Annotated in this window: 18 protein-coding genes and 1 pseudogene; 6 read left to right on the top strand and 13 right to left on the bottom strand. The window is 41.2% G+C overall.

Going from position 1 to position 18,698, the window contains the following annotated elements; genetic code table 11:
* Positions 1–428 precede the first annotated feature (428 nt).
* Positions 429–626: pseudogene (locus J2Y67_RS23105) on the bottom strand (altronate dehydratase); the annotation flags it as partial.
* Positions 627–973: 347 nt separating this feature from the next.
* On the opposite strand from J2Y67_RS23105, the gene J2Y67_RS23110 reads away from it, so the two are divergent.
* The 5 genes from J2Y67_RS23110 (at position 974) to J2Y67_RS23130 (ending at position 5,634) form a co-directional block, all read left to right on the top strand.
* Positions 974–1,294, top strand: a complete 321-nt coding sequence (locus J2Y67_RS23110; RefSeq protein WP_310177784.1) for a hypothetical protein — start codon at positions 974–976, stop codon at positions 1,292–1,294.
* A gap of 181 nt (positions 1,295–1,475) precedes the next feature.
* Positions 1,476–3,086: a LytS/YhcK type 5TM receptor domain-containing protein gene (locus tag J2Y67_RS23115; RefSeq protein WP_310177785.1), complete on the top strand. Its 1,611-nt coding sequence runs from the start codon at positions 1,476–1,478 to the stop codon at positions 3,084–3,086.
* Between the two features lie 19 nt (positions 3,087–3,105).
* Positions 3,106–3,831, top strand: coding sequence for a LytR/AlgR family response regulator transcription factor (locus J2Y67_RS23120; RefSeq protein WP_310177786.1), 726 nt, complete (start codon positions 3,106–3,108; stop codon positions 3,829–3,831).
* Positions 3,832–3,940: 109 nt separating this feature from the next.
* The gene (locus J2Y67_RS23125) at positions 3,941–4,141 is read left to right on the top strand and encodes a DUF3311 domain-containing protein (protein WP_396954128.1); all 201 of its coding nucleotides are present in this window, start codon (positions 3,941–3,943) and stop codon (positions 4,139–4,141) included.
* Positions 4,138–5,634: a sodium:solute symporter family protein gene (locus J2Y67_RS23130; RefSeq protein WP_310177789.1), complete on the top strand. Its 1,497-nt coding sequence runs from the start codon at positions 4,138–4,140 to the stop codon at positions 5,632–5,634. Before J2Y67_RS23125 ends, J2Y67_RS23130 begins: the two co-directional genes overlap by 4 nt.
* 65 nt (positions 5,635–5,699) lie before the next feature.
* Here J2Y67_RS23130 and J2Y67_RS23135 read toward each other — a convergent pair whose 3' ends face one another.
* From J2Y67_RS23135 to J2Y67_RS23185, 12 genes are all read right to left on the bottom strand, one after another.
* Positions 5,700–6,974 carry an MFS transporter gene (locus J2Y67_RS23135; protein WP_310177790.1) on the bottom strand — a complete coding sequence of 425 codons (1,275 nt, stop codon included), beginning with the start codon at positions 6,972–6,974 and terminating at the stop codon, positions 5,700–5,702.
* A gap of 151 nt (positions 6,975–7,125) precedes the next feature.
* On the bottom strand, positions 7,126–8,424 hold the full coding sequence (locus J2Y67_RS23140; protein ID WP_310177791.1) for an acetyl-CoA hydrolase/transferase family protein: 1,299 nt from the start codon (positions 8,422–8,424) through the stop codon (positions 7,126–7,128).
* A 21-nt stretch (positions 8,425–8,445) separates the two neighbouring features.
* Positions 8,446–8,865 carry a MaoC family dehydratase gene (locus tag J2Y67_RS23145; RefSeq protein WP_310177792.1) on the bottom strand — a complete coding sequence of 140 codons (420 nt, stop codon included), beginning with the start codon at positions 8,863–8,865 and terminating at the stop codon, positions 8,446–8,448.
* Between the two features lie 165 nt (positions 8,866–9,030).
* A complete protein-coding gene (gene pqqE, locus J2Y67_RS23150) occupies positions 9,031–10,182 on the bottom strand; it encodes a pyrroloquinoline quinone biosynthesis protein PqqE (protein ID WP_310177793.1) in 1,152 nt (383 codons plus the stop codon).
* The gene (gene pqqD / locus J2Y67_RS23155; RefSeq protein WP_310177808.1) at positions 10,151–10,501 is read right to left on the bottom strand and encodes a pyrroloquinoline quinone biosynthesis peptide chaperone PqqD; all 351 of its coding nucleotides are present in this window, start codon (positions 10,499–10,501) and stop codon (positions 10,151–10,153) included. The genes pqqE and pqqD overlap by 32 nt, the downstream gene beginning before the upstream one ends.
* 36 nt (positions 10,502–10,537) lie before the next feature.
* On the bottom strand, positions 10,538–11,287 hold the full coding sequence (gene pqqC, locus J2Y67_RS23160; RefSeq protein ID WP_310177794.1) for a pyrroloquinoline-quinone synthase PqqC: 750 nt from the start codon (positions 11,285–11,287) through the stop codon (positions 10,538–10,540).
* 3 nt (positions 11,288–11,290) lie between these two features.
* On the bottom strand, positions 11,291–12,214 hold the full coding sequence (pqqB, locus tag J2Y67_RS23165; protein WP_310177809.1) for a pyrroloquinoline quinone biosynthesis protein PqqB: 924 nt from the start codon (positions 12,212–12,214) through the stop codon (positions 11,291–11,293).
* A complete protein-coding gene (locus tag J2Y67_RS23170; RefSeq protein ID WP_310177795.1) occupies positions 12,196–12,450 on the bottom strand; it encodes a hypothetical protein in 255 nt (84 codons plus the stop codon). The genes pqqB and J2Y67_RS23170 overlap by 19 nt, the downstream gene beginning before the upstream one ends.
* A 66-nt stretch (positions 12,451–12,516) precedes the next feature.
* Complete coding sequence (gene pqqA / locus J2Y67_RS28115; protein ID WP_396954131.1) at positions 12,517–12,591, bottom strand: pyrroloquinoline quinone precursor peptide PqqA; 75 nt, start codon at positions 12,589–12,591, stop codon at positions 12,517–12,519.
* A gap of 410 nt (positions 12,592–13,001) precedes the next feature.
* Positions 13,002–13,949, bottom strand: a complete 948-nt coding sequence (locus J2Y67_RS23175) for a hypothetical protein (RefSeq protein WP_310177796.1) — start codon at positions 13,947–13,949, stop codon at positions 13,002–13,004.
* A 326-nt stretch (positions 13,950–14,275) separates the two neighbouring features.
* Entirely contained in the window at positions 14,276–15,634 is a 1,359-nt protein-coding gene (locus J2Y67_RS23180) for a sensor histidine kinase (protein WP_310177797.1), read from the bottom strand.
* Positions 15,631–16,305 (bottom strand): response regulator transcription factor, encoded by a 675-nt coding sequence (locus J2Y67_RS23185; protein WP_310177798.1) that lies wholly within the window; start codon positions 16,303–16,305, stop codon positions 15,631–15,633. The genes J2Y67_RS23180 and J2Y67_RS23185 overlap by 4 nt, the downstream gene beginning before the upstream one ends.
* A gap of 379 nt (positions 16,306–16,684) precedes the next feature.
* Here J2Y67_RS23185 and J2Y67_RS23190 point away from each other — a divergent pair, with 379 nt between their 5' ends.
* Positions 16,685–18,616, top strand: coding sequence for an outer membrane protein assembly factor BamB family protein (locus tag J2Y67_RS23190; RefSeq protein ID WP_310177799.1), 1,932 nt, complete (start codon positions 16,685–16,687; stop codon positions 18,614–18,616).
* The last annotated feature ends 82 nt before the right edge of the window (positions 18,617–18,698 follow it).

Raw genomic sequence — 18,698 nt, forward strand, 5'->3', positions numbered from 1 at the left:
TTTCCCTCCATTAATTTAATAAAGTAACTCGATAAAAGTTAACGCAAGATATGTGCCAATAGAAACTATTTAAAACTATTAATTTGAAGGGTTTAAAAACATAAAGAAGCATTTCCAAACATATGTGTCAGAAGATTCGTAAAAAAATTTAATAATATTAATCATTTTATTGACAAAATACAATTTCTAACTCTAAAGAAACACAAACCATCAGGTTTTACATCTTTTTAATTTTGGTGCCGTAAAACAAAAAAAGCCCTCCGTTTTCAGAGAACTTCCTTCACTCGCTATTCTATTATCGCAAAACAACTTCCTTACCGGACATTCCAAATGAGAGCGGGGAACAAACAGCAATGATTTTCTCCTTTTCAAGTAATGAAAAGTAAGTTCTTTTCCATGTCCTGCACCTCATCCCATTTTTATAAACCTTATAAAGTGACCCCTGTTTTAAAAATAGCACTCTCTCTAAAATCATTTTTTTCGTTATTGACAAGCTCCCCACTTGCAACCTTGATACAATAGTTAATGAAATCTCTTAATACCACATCTGCTGATTGCTCAAGCAATATGCCTGCATTATAGTCAATCCAATGAGGTTTATTTTCAAAAAGTGGTGTATTCGTTGAGCAAAAGGTATTTGCCTCGTGAACCCACTGAATAAATTCCTCACCCAGCCCTCAAAGCTCTGCATACTGAAAGGACGATTTCTTTTAGTTTTTCACCGCTTCGGTCAATAAGTTCACAAGGGATGATAATAAACCCTTTATCCGTACCGCCATTAAACCAGCTCGATTGGGTAATGAAACTGACTTTCTATTCCCTTCTTCCTTAAAACCTTCTCAAATTTTAACCACTTAACCTAAAAATCAGCTCTATATAAAAATGTTCGATTATTTGTAACACCATTTGTAGATGAGAGATGGCATAATCAAATACAGATAAGACTAAAAGGCAAGATTAGGAGGCGGTTGTATTGTTAAAATTCATCGTTTTTGTGGTATTAATTCCTGTCACAATCTTTCTGTTGAGCGCTTTTATTAACGGGTTGTTTGAGTTAAATCAGGAAGAAAAGGAAAACAGAAAAAGAATCATCAGGGAAGGAATTGAAGGGTATCTTGATCGGACATTTGGGTATGGGACAGCAAAAATCTTTAAATCGATACTCGATGCTGATGGTCTATTAAGCTATGTTATTTATTTGCCGCATTACGAATGGTTTAAATCCACAAGATACCAGTGGTTTGAAGTTTACCTAACGGATAAGGGCTATATTCATAGCGAAATTAAAGGATAATTTAATGATTTATTTTCACACCCCTAAATGGGGTTTTTTTTATTTAAGACCGAACAAAAAGTGAGGTAGAATAAGGTGAGCATGTTTTTGGGATTCTATACCAAATTACTATTCGTATGATGGAATTCGGGTGGGGGGCCAGACACTCCCCCTTTTCTTTCAACTGGAGGTCTTTTTACCGATGCTTTACCTTTTAGCCGAACAAGTGGAGCGTGTAGGTTTCCTGATCGCGATGGCCTTTTTGCTTTCGAGGCAGCAAAGGCTCCGCCATTTTATGAATTATCAAGGAGAAAAGCAAAATATATGGTATTTTATTTTATTATTTAGCTTTTTTGCCATATTAGGCACCTATTCGGGTCTACCGGTAACGGAGCTTGGCTTTCATGAAACACCCTGGATCCATAATATCTCAGGCTGGGAGGCCATTGCTACCGCAAGAACCATCGGCGTCGTGATTGCCGGATTATTTGGCGGGGTGCGAGCCGGAGTTTGTGTCGGTTTGATTGCTGGCATCCATCGCTATTTTTTAGGAGGCTTTGTTGCTGTACCCTGCATGATTGCTCCTATCCTTCAGGGGCTTTTTTCCGGACTCTTGAAAAATTCATTTAAAAAAAGATATCGGCATATTTCTTCGATACAAATGTCGTTTTTGGTTGGCCTTCTTGCTGAAACATTACAAATGTTGTTGATTTTACTTCTTGCCCATCCTTTTGATAAAGCACTTTCTCTTGTTCTGTTAATTGGGATCCCCCAAATTCTTTCCAACAGTCTTGGGGTTGCTGCGTTCTTTGTAATTTTGATTCAAGTGGCCCTTGAAGAAGAAAGAATTGGCGCTCAGTATGCACAAAAGGCACTGCAAATTGCCGAAATGACATTATCCTATTGGCGGAAACCTCTTCAAGAAGCAGTACGGGAAATTGGCCAAGCTCTTATTCGGGAGACAGCAGCAATTGGTGTTTCCTTTCATCAGAAAGAAAAAATAATATTTCAGCAAGGGGTGATTACCCCATTTGAAGTCGATTTGCCTATAAAATATAGTACAAAAAAAATTGGTTCCTTCCGCATGTTTTATGAGAGGGAGCAAGATCATAGATTTGCTGAGGGGACTGCCATTCTAACAGGGTTAAGTCAATTGTTCAGCCAGCAGTATGCCTTGGCGGAAGCAGAAAGGCAGGCGCATTTAGTGACCAATGCTGAAATTAAAGCACTTCAGGCGCAAATGGATCCACATTTTTTATTTAATGTATTAAACACGATTAAATCCCTGATTCGAACTTCGCCTGATGAATCTAGAAAATTAATCACACAACTGGCAAAATACTTACGAAAGAATATGCAAAATAGGAATCAAGATTTGATTTCTATAAAAGAGGAATTAGATCATGTCGAAATTTACCTAAGTTTAGTAAAGGCGAGATTTGGGGAAAGGTTAGAGGTTGTGTGGGAGCTAGATCAAACGGGTCTAGACTACACGATTCCCCCTTTAACGATTCAACCATTAGTAGAAAATGCGGTCATACATGGAATTAGTGAAATGAGCAGCAATGGTTTAATCAAAATTTGCGTTACAAAAATGACGAATGGGGTTCAGATTCGTGTGATGGATAACGGAAAAGGAATAACTTCTCCTCATGAAAAGGGAGAACAAGAAGAACATATGGGCGTTGCTTTAGCCAATATCCAGCAGCGTCTGCTCTATCATTTCGGGGAGAATTCCAATTTTTCGATAGAGTCACATACAGGGAAAGGAACCATAGTATCCTTTATTCGACCCATTGATGAAACAAAATAAAAGCTAGAGGTGGTTTAGGATGAAAGCACGTGTATTAATTGTCGATGATGAGCAGCCTGCTCGGGAAGAGTTGGTCTATATGCTTGGAGAAATATCGGGGGTAGAACTAGTTGCTGAGGCATCCACTGGAATAGAGGCGGTCAAAAAGGTAAAAGAGCTAAAACCGGATCTTATGTTTTTGGATATTAAACTCCCCGATTTAACCGGTTTGCAAGTGGCAGAACTGATCAACGAATTAGACGTCACTGTACAAATTGTCTTTTTAACCGCCTATGACCATTTTGCGATTGAAGCCTTTAAATTGCGTGCCTTTCATTATCTTTTAAAGCCTTATGATTTAGAGGATCTTTTAAAAGTATTTGACACCTATTCCGATGCGTTAAAGGAATCCCAGCTTAATACTACTCATTCTAAAAATAAATTGGCCATCGAAACAGAAAATGGAATTACTTATTTAGTACCACAGGAAATTTATTTTATTGAGAAACAAGGGCGTGAAGTGATCATTCATACAAAAACCAAAACCATGAAGGCACTCTTTACACTTAATGAATTGTTTGAAAAACTTGAACGTTTTTCCTTTTTCCGTACTCACAAAAGCTATTTGGTCAACCTAGAACATATTAAAGAACTAAGAACTTGGTTTAGCGGATCCTATAATCTCATTATGAACGACCAGTTACAATCGGAAGTGCCTGTCAGCCGTAATTATGTGAAGGAATTACGTGAAAAAGTGGAATTATAACATCTTACAAACGTTTTTCAACATGATAAGAACAAAAGGAATTGCCTCCTAAACTGCCTTGATATAATTAATCCAGAAAATGAAAACGCATTCAAAGGAGGCAGTACACTTGAAAGCAGTCATATTTGTATTAGTCCTAATCCCTTTTCTCGCACAATTGGTAGCGTTGCCATTAGTGAATAAGATTCACCCTATGATTCTAGGTTTTCCATTATTTCATTTTTGGCTTCTCATCTGGATGATTCTTACTCCAGTATTTACATGGGTAGTTTATAAAATTCAGAAGTCTAGGGGGGAAGTTGGAGAATGAAAGGGAATTTAACCGCTCTTATTGTCACTTCTATCATTGTCTTGATTGTGATCGGTATTGGTTTTTATGCAGGCCGAAGTAAAGAATCACGCAGTTCTGTTGAAGAATGGTCTGTCGGAGGGCGTCGATTAGGCAGCTTGTTCGTATGGTTTCTGATTGGAGCAGACGTTTATACAGCGTATACCTTTTTAGGATTGACCAGCTCCGCTTATTCTGGTGGAAGTATCGCATTTTTTGCGACGCCCTATGTCGTTTTAGCCTATCCACTTGCCTACTTCTTTTTGCCAAAAATTTGGAAGGTCGGTAAGGAACATAATTTTACTACACTTGCCGATTATATTAAAGGTCGATTTGATAGTAAATTATTTTCGGTCTTAATTGCGATTAACGGTGTATTAATGTTGATTCCGTATATTGATTTACAATTAAGCGGGATCCAAGATACATTAAGAATTGCAGGTACAGGCTATATTAATATTACATTTGTTGTAGTTGTATCCTTCTTACTTGTTGCATTCTATACATTCTTTGCCGGGATTAAAGCACCAACCTATACGGCGATTATTAAAGATATTTTAGTTTGGGTAATTATGTTGTACATGGTCGTTTCCATTCCAACCATTCACTTTGGAAGCTGGGGCCATATGATGCAAACAGCAGCTGTTAAATCACCACATATGCTTACTTTACCAACATCAGGTCCGAAAGGGATGCTTTGGTTCTCCACCGCAGCACTGATTTCGGCAATGGCGTTGTTTATGTGGCCTCATACTGCTACGGGTGTATTCAGTTCAAAAAGCGGTGAATCATTAAGAAAAAATGCAATTGTTTTGCCTTTCTATAACATTGTTTTAATGCTCGTTACATTTTTAGGGATTGCAGCCTTTTTGGTTCTTCCCAAAGGAGCAGATCCGCGTTTCGCCTTCCTAGAACTCATTCATCAATCCTATGGCGGAACCATGCAGGGATTGGCTTATTCTACGATTGCATTGGCATCCTTAGTCCCTTGTTCAATTATGGCCATTGGGGCATCAAGTTTATTTGCTAACAACATCTACCGGGATGTCATTAATCCAAAAGCGTCATCATCCAGGATGACAATGGTTACTCGTTACATGGTATTTGTTGTTATTGGACTTGCTTTATTATTTGGTCTATTATTCCCAAATGCCCTAATTTCCTTACAATTAATGGGTGTTTCGGGTATTGTTCAAATTTTCCCTGCTGTCGTTTTCAGTTTATACTGGAGAAAGCTTTCAAAAGAAGCAGCCCTTACCGGGTTTATCGCAGGGATGGTCGTGATCGCTGTTCTTTATGCCACCCACCAATCATTCGGAGTCTATGAAGGATTTTGGGGGCTTATCGTTAATATTCTGTTCATCCTGATCTTAAATCCAATTTTTGCAAAACGGGCACAGGAAAGAAACAACCCTGTTATGGAGACATTGTTTGGCAAAAAAGCAAAATCAGTAATGGACCGTAAAATTGGATAATTCGTTATGAATAGAAAGATGTGAAATCACTTTGATTTCACATCTTTTTAATTTGTTTATTTTTTTCACCCAGAAGTAGCATGAGATTTCATCCGAATTTCGTAGGCGTTGAAGATTTTTCCATATAAATAAGCAAAACTCAATTGTAAACCGGAAGCTATGTAAAAAGGCAGGGACAGTGAACCCAGTCCAAAAAGATAGCCTGTGAAATACGGTCCAATCGATATGGGCAGCCTGATTGAAAAGATATTGATGCTTGATGCAAAACCGCGGCGCATGTCCCGTGTCAAACTGACACTTAGCGCTTGCTGTGCCCCTTGTGTGCCTCGGTTTAAAGCCGTTCGAATGATATATAAGACAGAAACGAGGAGATAAGAAGATAGTAAGGGCATGAGAATTAACAACAGACTGGCTATGAAACGAACCAACACAATGGAACGGATTGTCCCATGTTTTTGGGATAATCTTGCCTGCAACATGGAGGTAACACCTGTCGCGATAAATGTAACCGCTAATGTGCTCCCAATTTGTGTATTGCTTGCCCCAAATTTCGCCGAAAACCAATAAGACATCATCGGCCCCGTCAATCCGATGGCAATCCCATTCAGAATATTAATTCCGGCCAGCTTCAAGACCGCTGCATTTTCTTCCTGTAAAATTTTCTTTTCTTGATTTCCGGAATTCTCTTTTATGTATCCTTGTTGTCTACCCAATTTCTTTTCCTGAATAGTTAAAATAATAGATGTAGTAACAAGTGATAAAACGAAAATAAAGCAGAATACGAGTCGATAACCAGATAATTCTTGAAGTTTATTTTCCCATAAAGGCATAGTCCCCGCCAACACCGCGCCCGTAGCCATTCCGAAAAAGCTGAGGGCATTATTTAGACTGTAGATTTTTCCACGCTCTGTTGTTGGGATATAGCTCGCCAGCCAGGCCTGCTCCGCCGGGGCGCATGGACTTGCTGAACCAGCGTCCGCCTTCCCAAAGCCAGAAAGGGCAATTGCGATAAATAACCAAATAGCGTCTGTTGATAATACTCCTATCAATGCACATCCGGCGGTTAATAGTTCAGAAAAAAGGATAAACGGTTTTCTCCCAAAGCGATCACTATAAATACCGATGAATGGTGCTAGTCCAACGCCAAGTAAACCCCCGGCTGCAAGTACACTACCAATCTCCGCCGTACTCCACCCTAAGGCATCAAGGTATAGCGCCAAATCCACAACCAGCATGCCTTGTCCGATACTTCTTATTGCATTGACCAGCATGAGTTTTCTGGCCGCCGGATGAGTTTGCCCTGCTGCATGATCAACCTTCTTACCAAGCTTAAACTTCATTTGTACCACTTCTTCTCTATTCTTCCTGAATACAATTTAGTAAATATAATATCTGGGATGTTCTGGTTTCACTTACTTAATAGAGTTCCAAGCGGCACTGTCATTTATACAAAATTGAAAATGAATTGTTATCCCTAAATTATGCTCTCATTTAAATAATAAATCCGAGCCTTTTCGCTTCATATGCCAATTCCTCACGAAACTTTGGATGAGCAATTTTGATTAATTCCTTTGATCGTTGTGAAATACTTTTTCCTCGTAACTCTGCAATACCATATTCAGTTACGACACGATCGACATCATTTTTGGAAGTCGTTACTACTGATCCGGGAGTCAGACAAGGGTGAATTCTTGAGATAGAACCATCTTTTGTAGTTGAATGCAGACAAATAAAACCTTTTCCCTTTTTAGCAAGGCGAGCTCCTAATGCAAAATCCACTTGTCCTCCACTCGAACTATAATATTTACCACCAATTGTCTCCGACGCACATTGACCGAAGAAATCGACCTCTGTTGTTGCATTAATGGAAATCATTTTGTCTTCTTTTGCTATTTCCCTTGGATCATTAACCACTTCAACAGGGAGAAATTCAACCCCAGTATTTTCGTGAATAAACTCATATAACTTTTTGGTTCCTAATGCAAAAGTTGCGACAATTTTCCCAGGATATGTTTTTTTCTCGAGTCCATTTACAATTCCCGCTTCTACTAAATCAACCACTCCGTCAGACAATAACTCTGTGTGTATCCCCAAGTTTTTATGATTATTTAACAAACTTATGACTGCATTTGGAATTGCCCCAATGCCGGATTGAATGGTAGATCCATCCTCGATTTGCTCTGTAATAAAGGATGCTATGCGTTGATCTATTTCCGTGATAGAAGGGGAAGAAACTTCATGTAAAGGATAATTAACAGGAATATACCCTTCTATTTGACTAATATGGATCTGATTGGATCCAAAGGTTCTCGGCATCTGTTCATTGACCTCTAAGAAAAAAGGAACTTTCCCTATAAAAGAAGCGACATAATCCGCTTGTGTACCTAAGGAGAAGAAACCATGCTCATCCATTGGAGATGCACAGGATAAAACCAGAGAAGTCTTCGTCGATTCACGCAATAGACGTGGGACTTCATGAAAGTGATTGGGAACAAGCTCACACTGCCCTTGTAAAAAAGCCATCCGAGAAGCTTCACTTAAAAAATAGGCAACATACGACAGAGATGGTTTCATTCTTCCATGGATATACGATCGTTCCTTTAATGCATGCATTTGATGAATTCTAACATTCTGAAAGTGATCAGCATGCTCCTCTATCATATCCATTAATACTTTAGGTTCTCCATTGGCAATAGGAAGAATGAGATCATCTCCATCCCGAATGAAGGATAACACATCTTCCGGCTCTTTCTTTTTTATCTTCAACCATTGATTAAATGATTTCTCCATCCCAATCCCCTTTCTGTTTTCTTAATATTTCTTCATTACCAGAGCTTCACCATCTACAACCAATTCCTCGCGTTGATTCCATATCTGCGTTTTTAGTTTAATTAATTTCTTGTCATCCCGTTTTTCCACTACTTCTACGATTGCTTTAATGGTATCACCCATTTTGACAGGAGCTGTAAATGTAAAGTTTTGAGACAGATAGATCGAGTTAGGTCCAGGAAGCTTCATGCCAAGAACAGTGGAAATAAAACTTCCCGTTAATAGTCCATGGGCAATTCGTTCCTTAAAAAAAGTATTTTTAGCAAATTCCTCGTCAATGTGCATGGGGTTAAAGTCACCTGTAAGACCTGCAAATTGATAAATATCAAATTCAGAAATGGTTTTGGAAAAAGCAGCGCTATCCCCTATTTGAATATCCTCATAGGTCAACTCTTTTTGCATTTATGTACACTCCTTTCAGAATCCTATTTTCACCTTAAATATACACCTGTTAGTGTTTAATATCTGTGTAAATATTGTGAATTTTAAATTTACACCAAGACGTGTAAATAAAAAAAGCGCTAAAGGTTATGTATAGGGCACTTCTAGCGCAAAATTGACATTTATTTATTTTTTTATCCGACTTTTCGATGCGTTTTTTTCCACTAGATGTCTCCGATAAATAATGGATGATGATTGTTTCATAGGCTGGTGATTGGCACCCTGTATAGCCGTATCAATCAAATGATGGTTTGGCGACCATTGGCAGACGGGATCTGTCGCAAAGGCATCCCCGGTTAAGGCAAACGCCTGACAACGGCATCCACCTCCGTCTTGGTGCCGCTTTTCACATGAACGACAAGGTTCGGGCATCCATGCTTCACCACGGAAACGATTAAAAGACTCTGATTCATACCAAATATGCCCTAGCGATGCCTCACGGGCATTTTCAAAGGATAAACCGTCAATCATCCCGGCGGTTGGACATGGCAGGACAATCCCATTCGGTGCTACCGTAAGGCCGATTGTTCCCCAGCCTCCCATACAAGGCTTGGGTACCGATTCGTAATAATCCGGAATAACCCAAATGATTTCCATTTTTTTCGCAAGACGTGATTTAGCATTTTCATAGATTTCACGTGCACGTTCAATCTGCTCCCAACTTGGCAGCAGTTGTTCCCGGTTGAGCAAGGCCCAATTATAATACTGTGTGTTCGCCAGCTCCAGACGTTCAGCTTCCATATCTTCAGCGAGCTTAATGATTTCATTTAAATAATCAAGATTCATCCGATGTAATACAACATTTAACGACAAATGCAATTCAGCTTTTTTCACTGCAATAGCAGCTTCGCGTTTTTTCCCAAAGGCCTTATATCCTCCAATGAGATCCGAAAGTTTCGCTTCACCCGCCTGGAAGCTCACCTGCACATTAGCGATGCCGGCCTCTTTGAGCTGAACGGCCTTTTCCGTTGTTAATCCTATACCGCTTGTAATGAGATTGATGTACATTTCTAATGAATGAGCATGGCGAATCAGGAGATCCAAGTCGTCGCGTAAAAGTGGTTCCCCTCCAGAGAAATGGACTTCCACGACTCCCAAATCGGCAGCCTCAGACAAGACCCGGAACCAGTCTTCAGTTGATAGTTCCATAGCCTTATTTGTCATATTTATAGGGTTTGAACAATATGGACAATGTAAAGGACAGCGATGGGTCAACTCTGCAAGCAGCGAGTATGGAGGTTGAATCCTATTGCTGTTCTGCTTTATCGGCTGTTCCATGTTTATTGATCACCACCCATCCGTGATCCTCCATCTCCCGAAGAAACTCGGAAATGTCTGCCTCCATCATTTTCAAATCTGGCAATTCACTTGTATCCATTTCTTCTTTACCAGTTAGCAGCGAAGTCCGCATTTTTTCGGTGATGGCGGATACCGTTTGGCTTCCGTCACATAGAGTAAGGATCGATGCGGCGGACTGGTTCAATTCCACAACCCTCTCTGGCAATAAAAGAAGATACTTTTCTCTTACCTTATCAAATTTCAGCCGTGCCTTTGCTGCAAGTTTTGGAAAGCTGGCAGTTAAAATTGGCTCCACCACCAATCATGGATTTTCCTTGTCTTTATAACCTCTCTTTCACTCTTTAGCGGGATAAGCCTTTTCGATTGCATCAAGCTGTGCCCACAACACATCACATTTGAAACGTAAAGCATTAACAGCCCGCCATTGTTCTTCCGGCCTTTCGCAATAAGTCAATACAAGCCTGAGGGCGCAATCCGAATCACGCGGGGCTTGCGTCAAGCGATTTTGAAAATAGTCAAAGCCTCTACTATCAATCCATGGATACAATCGTTCCAGCACCTTCATTCGCTTTGAAATAAGATCCGGTGAAAATAATTCAGTTAACGAGGAAGCAACCGCTTCAATCCACGGTTTTGTTCGTGCAAAATTAACATAGGCGTCAACAGAAAAACGAACGCCTGGTACAACATGGTTCTCCCGAAGTACTTCTTCCCGGGATAATCCTACAGCCTCGCCTAATCGCAGCCATGCTTCAATGCCGCCATCTTCCCCATGCATGCCGTCATGATCAATAATTCGCCCAATCCATTCACGTCTTAACTCCCTTGACGGCAGATTTGACAAGATGGCTGCATCTTTAATCGGAACCGACTTCTGATAGTAGTACCGGTTAGCCACCCAGCCGCGAATTTGTTCCTTGCTTAATTTTCCTTGATGCATTGCGATATGAAAAGGATGTTTGTCATGATAAAACGAACGGCCGACATCCTTTAGTCGCTCTGTGAATTCGTTTTTTGTCCAAGGCTTTTCACTTTTTTGGAAAGATACTTTTTCCCGGCTGACAATTCCACCTTGTTCCAGCATCCATCACACCTCCATTTCCATTCCGTCACAGGCAATCTCAAATCCAAGTTGTTCCAATTTATACCTTTCGCTGGAGCCCTGCCTTAAAATAGGATTGCTGTTATTAATGTGGATCAGGATTTTTCGCTCAGCTGGATAGGAAGCTAACTTCTCTGCGATACCCGCCGGACCGCTTATGGGTAAATGTCCCATGCTACCTGCATCCCGTTCCGTTGCCCCTATCTTGACCAATTCATCTTCTGACCAAAAAGTTCCTTCGACCATTAAGATATCCGCTTTCCGCAAGCAAGCTTCTATTGCTGGGGTAATCCTTAATAATGTAGGAAAGTAAGCAAGACATTTCCCTGAACGCTCATTATGGAGAACCAACCCGACCTCCCATAAATCTTCCGGAGATTTCCCTTCCTTGTCTGACTGGGCATAAAGCGGTGGTTTTTTTGAAACGGGGATTGTTTGAACGGTTATGGTTCCATCCCCAAGTGGACCAAGCTTTTGCTCGAAATCGGGGTGAAGAGACTGCCATTCCCATGAGCAATAGTTTTTTAACATTTGGAACACGGGAAAGGCGGACTGCAAACACCTTCTTACAGTGTCGGTTCCGTAGATGGTCAAACAAGAACCTTCCCGCAGTGACAATAGTCCAATTGTATGGTCAAGTTCAGCATCTGTTAAAATAACACCAGCCAGCGGGGTCTCCCGTATTCCAGGTCCCGGATGCAACTTGGCAAATGATTCAATTTGCCTGTGTACATCCGGTCCAGCATTGATGAGGTACCAATCCGTTTCATTGTCACTTACTGCAAGAGAAGATTGTAATAACGGTTTAAGTGCATCGTTTCCTTCGCGAACACCACGACAATTAGAGCAGGCGCAATTCCACTGCGGAAAACCTCCTCCCGCCGCTGTTCCTAAGACTCTAATTCGAATTTGCCTTCAGTCCTTTCACTTGTGAGTTGTGCATCGTTATTACCCATTTCCTTCCGTTTCCCCAATAACCTTCCAACTTGCCATCCAATCACAATATTGGTTAGACCCATAAGAGGAAATAATATATAGTCACCGATCGGATCAGGAAGTAGGAGATCGACAACCAGCCACCCTCCAGCGGTTACACATCCAATAATCGCGCCTATCAGTGATTTTAGGTAACGGTTCCATCTCATTCGCACAACCTCCGTTGTTTTGTTAAACCGTTTTAAAAGATTTAAAAGAGGCAAGCCGTGTTCATGCTACTTGCCAATGTAGATATACATTGTCACCTCTGAAGCTGTATTAATCACCTTATACTCAGGTTTTATCCACATGTTTATCCCTCCTTTATTGGCTTTTGCGATTATTATCTTCTTTCAAAAGAGTGTCTGATTTTCCCTTTCACCTCATCTTATGACGGCAAATATCCCAAAATAACTAGAATTTCGACCTTGAGTTGTCCTAAAGTGCTCCGGTAGTTTGCAATTTACAGCAAAAAAGGACAAGAGTGTGGAGCAAGGCTTACCATCATACAAAAAGACCTGAGTCCGGTTAATCATCGAACTCAGGTCTTGCCTTTTTATTCTTTATATCCTTTAAGTACTAACACATGTTACATTACTTCAATAAAAATATAGAAAAACAGAGTTATAAGATTTTTAGTTCTATTCTTCCATTAACGGTGTTTTTTCGTTACTAATTAAAGTTCCTATTAGTTCCCCTGAGAATAGTCTCCCCATTACTCCTACCTCATCAGGGCTCGCCGGCGGTCGTGCAGTACCAGCAGGATGATCATCCCCATCATCATTCCCAGTACAATGCCGGCCTCTGTGGATAGCACCCGTGCCAGCGGGTACTCCGGGGTGGACTGGAAATCGGGGCGAATGACGGAAAAGAGGTTATAAGAGAACAGCATTCCCGACGAGATCCATGCCGCCACCATGGGGGGCAGGAACCTCCTCGACCCGCGGCGGGTGGTCAGCACTAGCAGGCCCCACGCCCCCGCGAAGGCCCACCCGCCGGTACTCAACGTCAGCAGGTGCCACCACAGATCACGGTCATCCAGCATGCCCGGGTCGATGCCGAGGGTGCCGCCCATCGCCCAGAACACCTTGATGACGCCGAGCAGAATGCAGCCGGCTGCGACAATCCTGCCCAGGGTGATCTGCAGCTGCCGGGTGTGTCCCGTCAGCTCCCCGCAGTCGATCGGACCGCCCAGCGCCTCCGGCCACCGCGCCTTGGCGTACCCTGCCAAAGCTAGCGGCAGGCAAATACCGACCCCGACCAGAGAGACCATAACGAAGACCTGCTCGTAGACCCAGAAGTCGGTGGCGCCTGCTTCCTTATCTCGGGTCATGGCGGCCGGGCCAAGGACCGGTACTAGCAACAGCATGGGCACGAGAAGACCGGTACCCAACCACACGGGCAGAGCCACCAGCCACGCGGGCAGCCGTTCACCCCACGGCCTACAGAACGCCATCGCCAGCAGGATGCCGACCGCGGCGACAACCACGGTAGCTGCGTTAATCGCTCGCCAACTGGCATCGCCCATTTGCTCTGTCGGAAGAAAGAGCCCGAAAGTCCAGGCGATTTTGATCAGCAGATACGGAGTCACCGCTATGGCAGCGCCATAACCGCAGATTCTACGCATTTTCATCAATCGTGGGGTTGCCCGCTCTGCCGTTACTGCCATGTCGTCACCTCGGCCGCCGGAAGGGCGGTACCCTCAATAAGTGTTCCCTGTTCTCGGGAGTAGGTGATGATCGTCATTTCTGATCCCCTTCTTTTTCCTTTAGACCTTTAGATAAAAGAACCTTATCCAAATTTATCCCCCCTGTTTATTCCCTTAGTTAATATACAAAATATTTAGAAATCATGTTTCAATTTCAATACTTCTTCTTCAACTCCCCCTTTAAGTGAGTACTAATCTCCATTTGAACACAATCCTTTCTATTTGTACTTATAAAAAGGATAGACTGCAAAGGTGTTCATTAAGATGACTTCAAGTTAAAGATTTGTTTAAGTTTTCATCCCCAAATAAATGCTGGTTCCCTCTGAAGAAGTGGAAATTTCCCAATCTAAATTCATTTCCTTCATCATGAGCGAAACGATTGAAAGTCCAATTCCAGCACCTTTATCTTCAGATTCTTGGCCAAAGCCATCTCCCTTGTCCTTAATAACAATGAAGGTTGATCCATGTCGTTCCACGGTTTGAATTCCAATATATCGTCCTGAGCGAGCATGTCGAGTGACATTTTGAATTAGGTTGTCCAAAATACTTTTAAACCAAATAGAGTCTACCTTCCATATCAGCGATTTTTCTGGTAAATCAATATCTATTTCAAACCTATACTCTTCGAATATAGGATACCATTCCGCTATAACTTTCCGAACTTCATCCAATATATCCGTGTCTCGCATATCGATTGGATGTTTACCAGCTGAAAGCAGTGTGTAAGAAAGAAGATTGTTGATCATTTTGTCCATATCATCTAGTTTGTTTTCAACAATTTGAAGTGATTCTATTTCTGCAGAGGATGTTGGGTATTTCTTTGCGGAATATACGTGCTGCCTCATGACTGTTAAAGGTGTTCGTAAGTCATGAGATATATTGGCGATTAGCTGTTTTCTAAGATTTTCTTCCTTTTTCCCCCTCTCCCTGCTGCACTTCAACTGGTTGATCATCTCGTTAAAAGCACCTTCCAGCCTTCCAATCTCGTCCATTTTTCTAATCACGACTTCATCAGGGATCCCTTCATCTCCCGTCACAGACATCGCAAATTGAAGCCTAACAAGCCGTTTGCGTATATTAAAGAAGAAAAACCAGGAGATTAATAGAAAAGCTCCACTAATAGAGATAAAAAATATCACGAATGGAAAGTCTTCGTATAGAGAAATACTGCCAAGATTTGTGTCAGTGATCGGAACTTGAAGAACCATTACCCCTTGCCTAGGATCGTTTCCTATTAATTCCGTAATGGTATATATATTTTGAGGGTCTTTATTTTGTAAAAACGTATCCACATGAAATTTGCTTTCTTCCATAAATACAAGGGAATCGGTAAATGTCCAATTTTCAGGAATATCGGCAGACCGATTTCCGATGAATTTAGACTCGCCACTTCCATTTATCCAGAAAACCTCAGCCTTTGGATACTTATTTTTTATAGACTGAAGACGGTGATGAATTACCTCCCCTTCCTGACCAGCTAATTGAGCTGCCTCCCGTTTCCATATATCTTCTATTTCCTCTGGATCGTACAATACTTTATTGAATAGAAGAGGAGAATAATAAATGGCTGGAATAAGAGGAAAAAGGACTAAAGCAAATAAAATAAGAAACAAATATCTAGTCATTAAAGATTGTATGATATTCATGATCTCATCCTATATCCAATCCCCCTGATTGTTTCAATAATTTGCGGATTACTTGTGTCCAACTCTATTTTTTCACGCAAGTGGCGTATGTGAACCATTAATGTTTTATCCCCTTCAATGTATGGATCTCCCCACACTGCTTCGTAGATTTGTTTTTTCGTCAATATTTGATTCAAGTGGTCTAATAAATACATAAATATATGAAATTGTTTCCCGGTCAAAACGATGTCTGTTTTCGAAATTGTATTCAAAATACGGTTTGCCTTCTGATCAATTCGCAAGTGCATGACCTGAATAATTTCCGGTGAAACAATTCCTAATCGCCTTACTAATACTTGAATACGTGCAGCTAACTCATCAGGATGGTAAGGCTTTGTCATATAATCATCCGCGAAAGTGAGTCCCTGTAACTTATCTTCCATTGAAGTTCTTGCCGATAGCATCATGATTGGCGTATTCGGGTACTTCTGCTTCAGACGCTGACCGATTGTATATCCATCTAAACCCGGCAGCATAATATCCAAAATAACAAGATCAGCCCGCTCGATATGCTTCATTGCCTCATGACCAGATGTAATCCAAATGACTTCATATCCACAATCTGTTAAAAATTTGCTTACCCATGAGCCAATTTCTTGATCATCTTCTATATGCAAAATGGTTAGCTTCATATACTAGGTGCCTCCCCTCATTAATAAAACTGGAAAATTCCACCCAATTTTACCATACCAGCCTAATAATTTATCTAATTATTTTAAATTAAATGACATTTAAAAATCTAAAATATTTCAATATTTTCACTTTCAAAAATCTTTTCTTTGATTTTTTATCATTCCAATCCTGGAAAAGGGAAACGAAAAACAAGAAAACTCCATTCCAACAAAATAAAGAAGTAGATTTTTCACGATTTGTATAATTTAGGGATTTCGTGGGGCACCATATCTTTGTTCTTATCAAAATTGGATCCTCTAAAGGAGGTAACAAACTGGAACATTTCATGATCAGTGATTCACTACATATTAAGATTTCACAATGTGAGGAGGTAGTTTCGTGAGGCGTTATTTAAGAGCAACAGGTTCGGTTTTGTTGGCCAGTATGGTCCTTGTTGGCTGTCAATCGAATAATAAGCAGAACAATTCGAATAACGGGACCAAGAAATCATCCGACAACAACCAGGCAAATCAGATAAAGGAGACAGGATTCCCAAATTGGGGTTATGACCTTCAACATACCCGACATGTCCCCTATCAAAAAATTACAAAAGACAATGTAAAAAAATTGGGGATTGTCTGGCAACAGGATATCCTGGACTGGAATCAGGACGTTCCTAATTTACAAGAGGATTTCCCTGTCGTACAAAACGGGGTCTTGTATGTAACGAGTGCAAAAAATCATGTATTTGCAATCGATGCCGCAAGCGGAAAGAAACTTTGGGCATGGACACCTCCTAAGAAGGTACTTGACCATCTTGATAGTTTGCCATGGCAATCCAATGTGGCAAGTAGAGGTGTCGCTGTGGCCAACGGAAATGTATATGTCTTGATGATCGACAATCGACTGGCCAAACTTGATGCGAAAACCGGAAAACTGATAAAAATGGTCAACTTTTGGGATCATGTTCCCTCCATTAAATTAGAAAACCGATATTATGAATCTTCGGCTCCAATGTATTATGATGGCAACATTTACGTTGGAAGCAGTGGTGGTGATAATGGTACACGAGGCTTTGTTATGGCGTTTAAAGCAGATAGCCTCGAACCACTCTGGAAAGAACCGTTTTGGACCATTCCTGAAAGAGGAAAGGGCTGGGTGAAGGGTAAATATACGGGCGGAGGCTCCGTATGGACACCGATGTCGTTCGATCCAGATACCGATATGATGTATTTTGCAGTAGGGAATCCAGCCCCTGACTTTTACGATGAAGATCGAAAAGGAAAAAATCCATATACGGATTCCATCGTTGCTTTGGACAGTAAGACCGGGAAATTTAAGTGGGCCTCCTCCGAAGTTGATCACGATTTATGGGATTATGACGCTGCCGCGACACCGATGGTTCTCAATACCAAGGTCGGCGGGAAAAAGCAGAAGATTGTGGTGGAAGGCGGAAAGAATGGAAAATGGTATGCATGGGATGCCAAAACTGGAAAAACCATTTATGATGGTGTACCGTTTGTCAAAATTCAACATTCCAAACCACCAAGCGATCAGAGCAAAGTGAAACTTCAATGGCCGGGTACGCCAGGTGGCGAAAGCTATGCTCCAGAGACGTATGATCCCGAAACCAACTATGTGCTGATTCCAGGTATTAATTACCCGAATTTAATGTTAGCACCAAAAGATCGGAAAGAGATTGCGAAAGATAACAATACCTTCCCTGGTACGAAGATACTTCCATTACCAGCAGATGTTGATCCAACTGGTAACATTACTGCTATTGACGTGAATACAGGGAAAAAAGTTTATCAACTCAATACCGATGATCCGATGTATGGAGGATTCACAAGTACTGCTACTGGTCTTGCTTTTTACGGGGAATTGGACGGAACGGTGAATGCTCTCGATATTAAAAAAGGAAAAGTATTATGGAGCATGAAAAGTGGAGGAAAACAAATTAAAATGGCCCCTTCCATTTATATGGTTGATGGCAAACAATATATTGCGGTAATTACTGGTGGAACGAGGGTTGTGGTTTATGGACTCGGCGGTAAGGAAAAGATCGCAGCCCCTAATAAAAATGCTAAATTACAGGGGCAAGCCGACGTCGTGATCGATCCGGAAAAGGTTTACAAAAGAAGTTGTGTTTCTTGTCACGGAGATAATCTTCAGGGCGCAACTGCTCCAAATCTTCAACACATCGGTAAATCGATGTCCAAAGAAGACATATTGAATCAAATCTTAAACGGCGGTGACCGCATGCCGGCAGGCTTAGCTAAGGGCGCAGAAGCTGAAGCATTAGCGGAATGGCTTTCCAAAAAGAAATAATAGATACGTTGAGGATGCGGTTTTTCCACAATAGAATCCGTTCTCTCGAAGCAGTCCGAGTCCGATCACTTCATTCGGACTC

Origin of the sequence: Neobacillus niacini (assembly GCF_031456445.1) — a bacterium.
In the GTDB taxonomy this organism is placed as follows: domain Bacteria; phylum Bacillota; class Bacilli; order Bacillales; family Cytobacillaceae; genus Neobacillus; species Neobacillus niacini_I.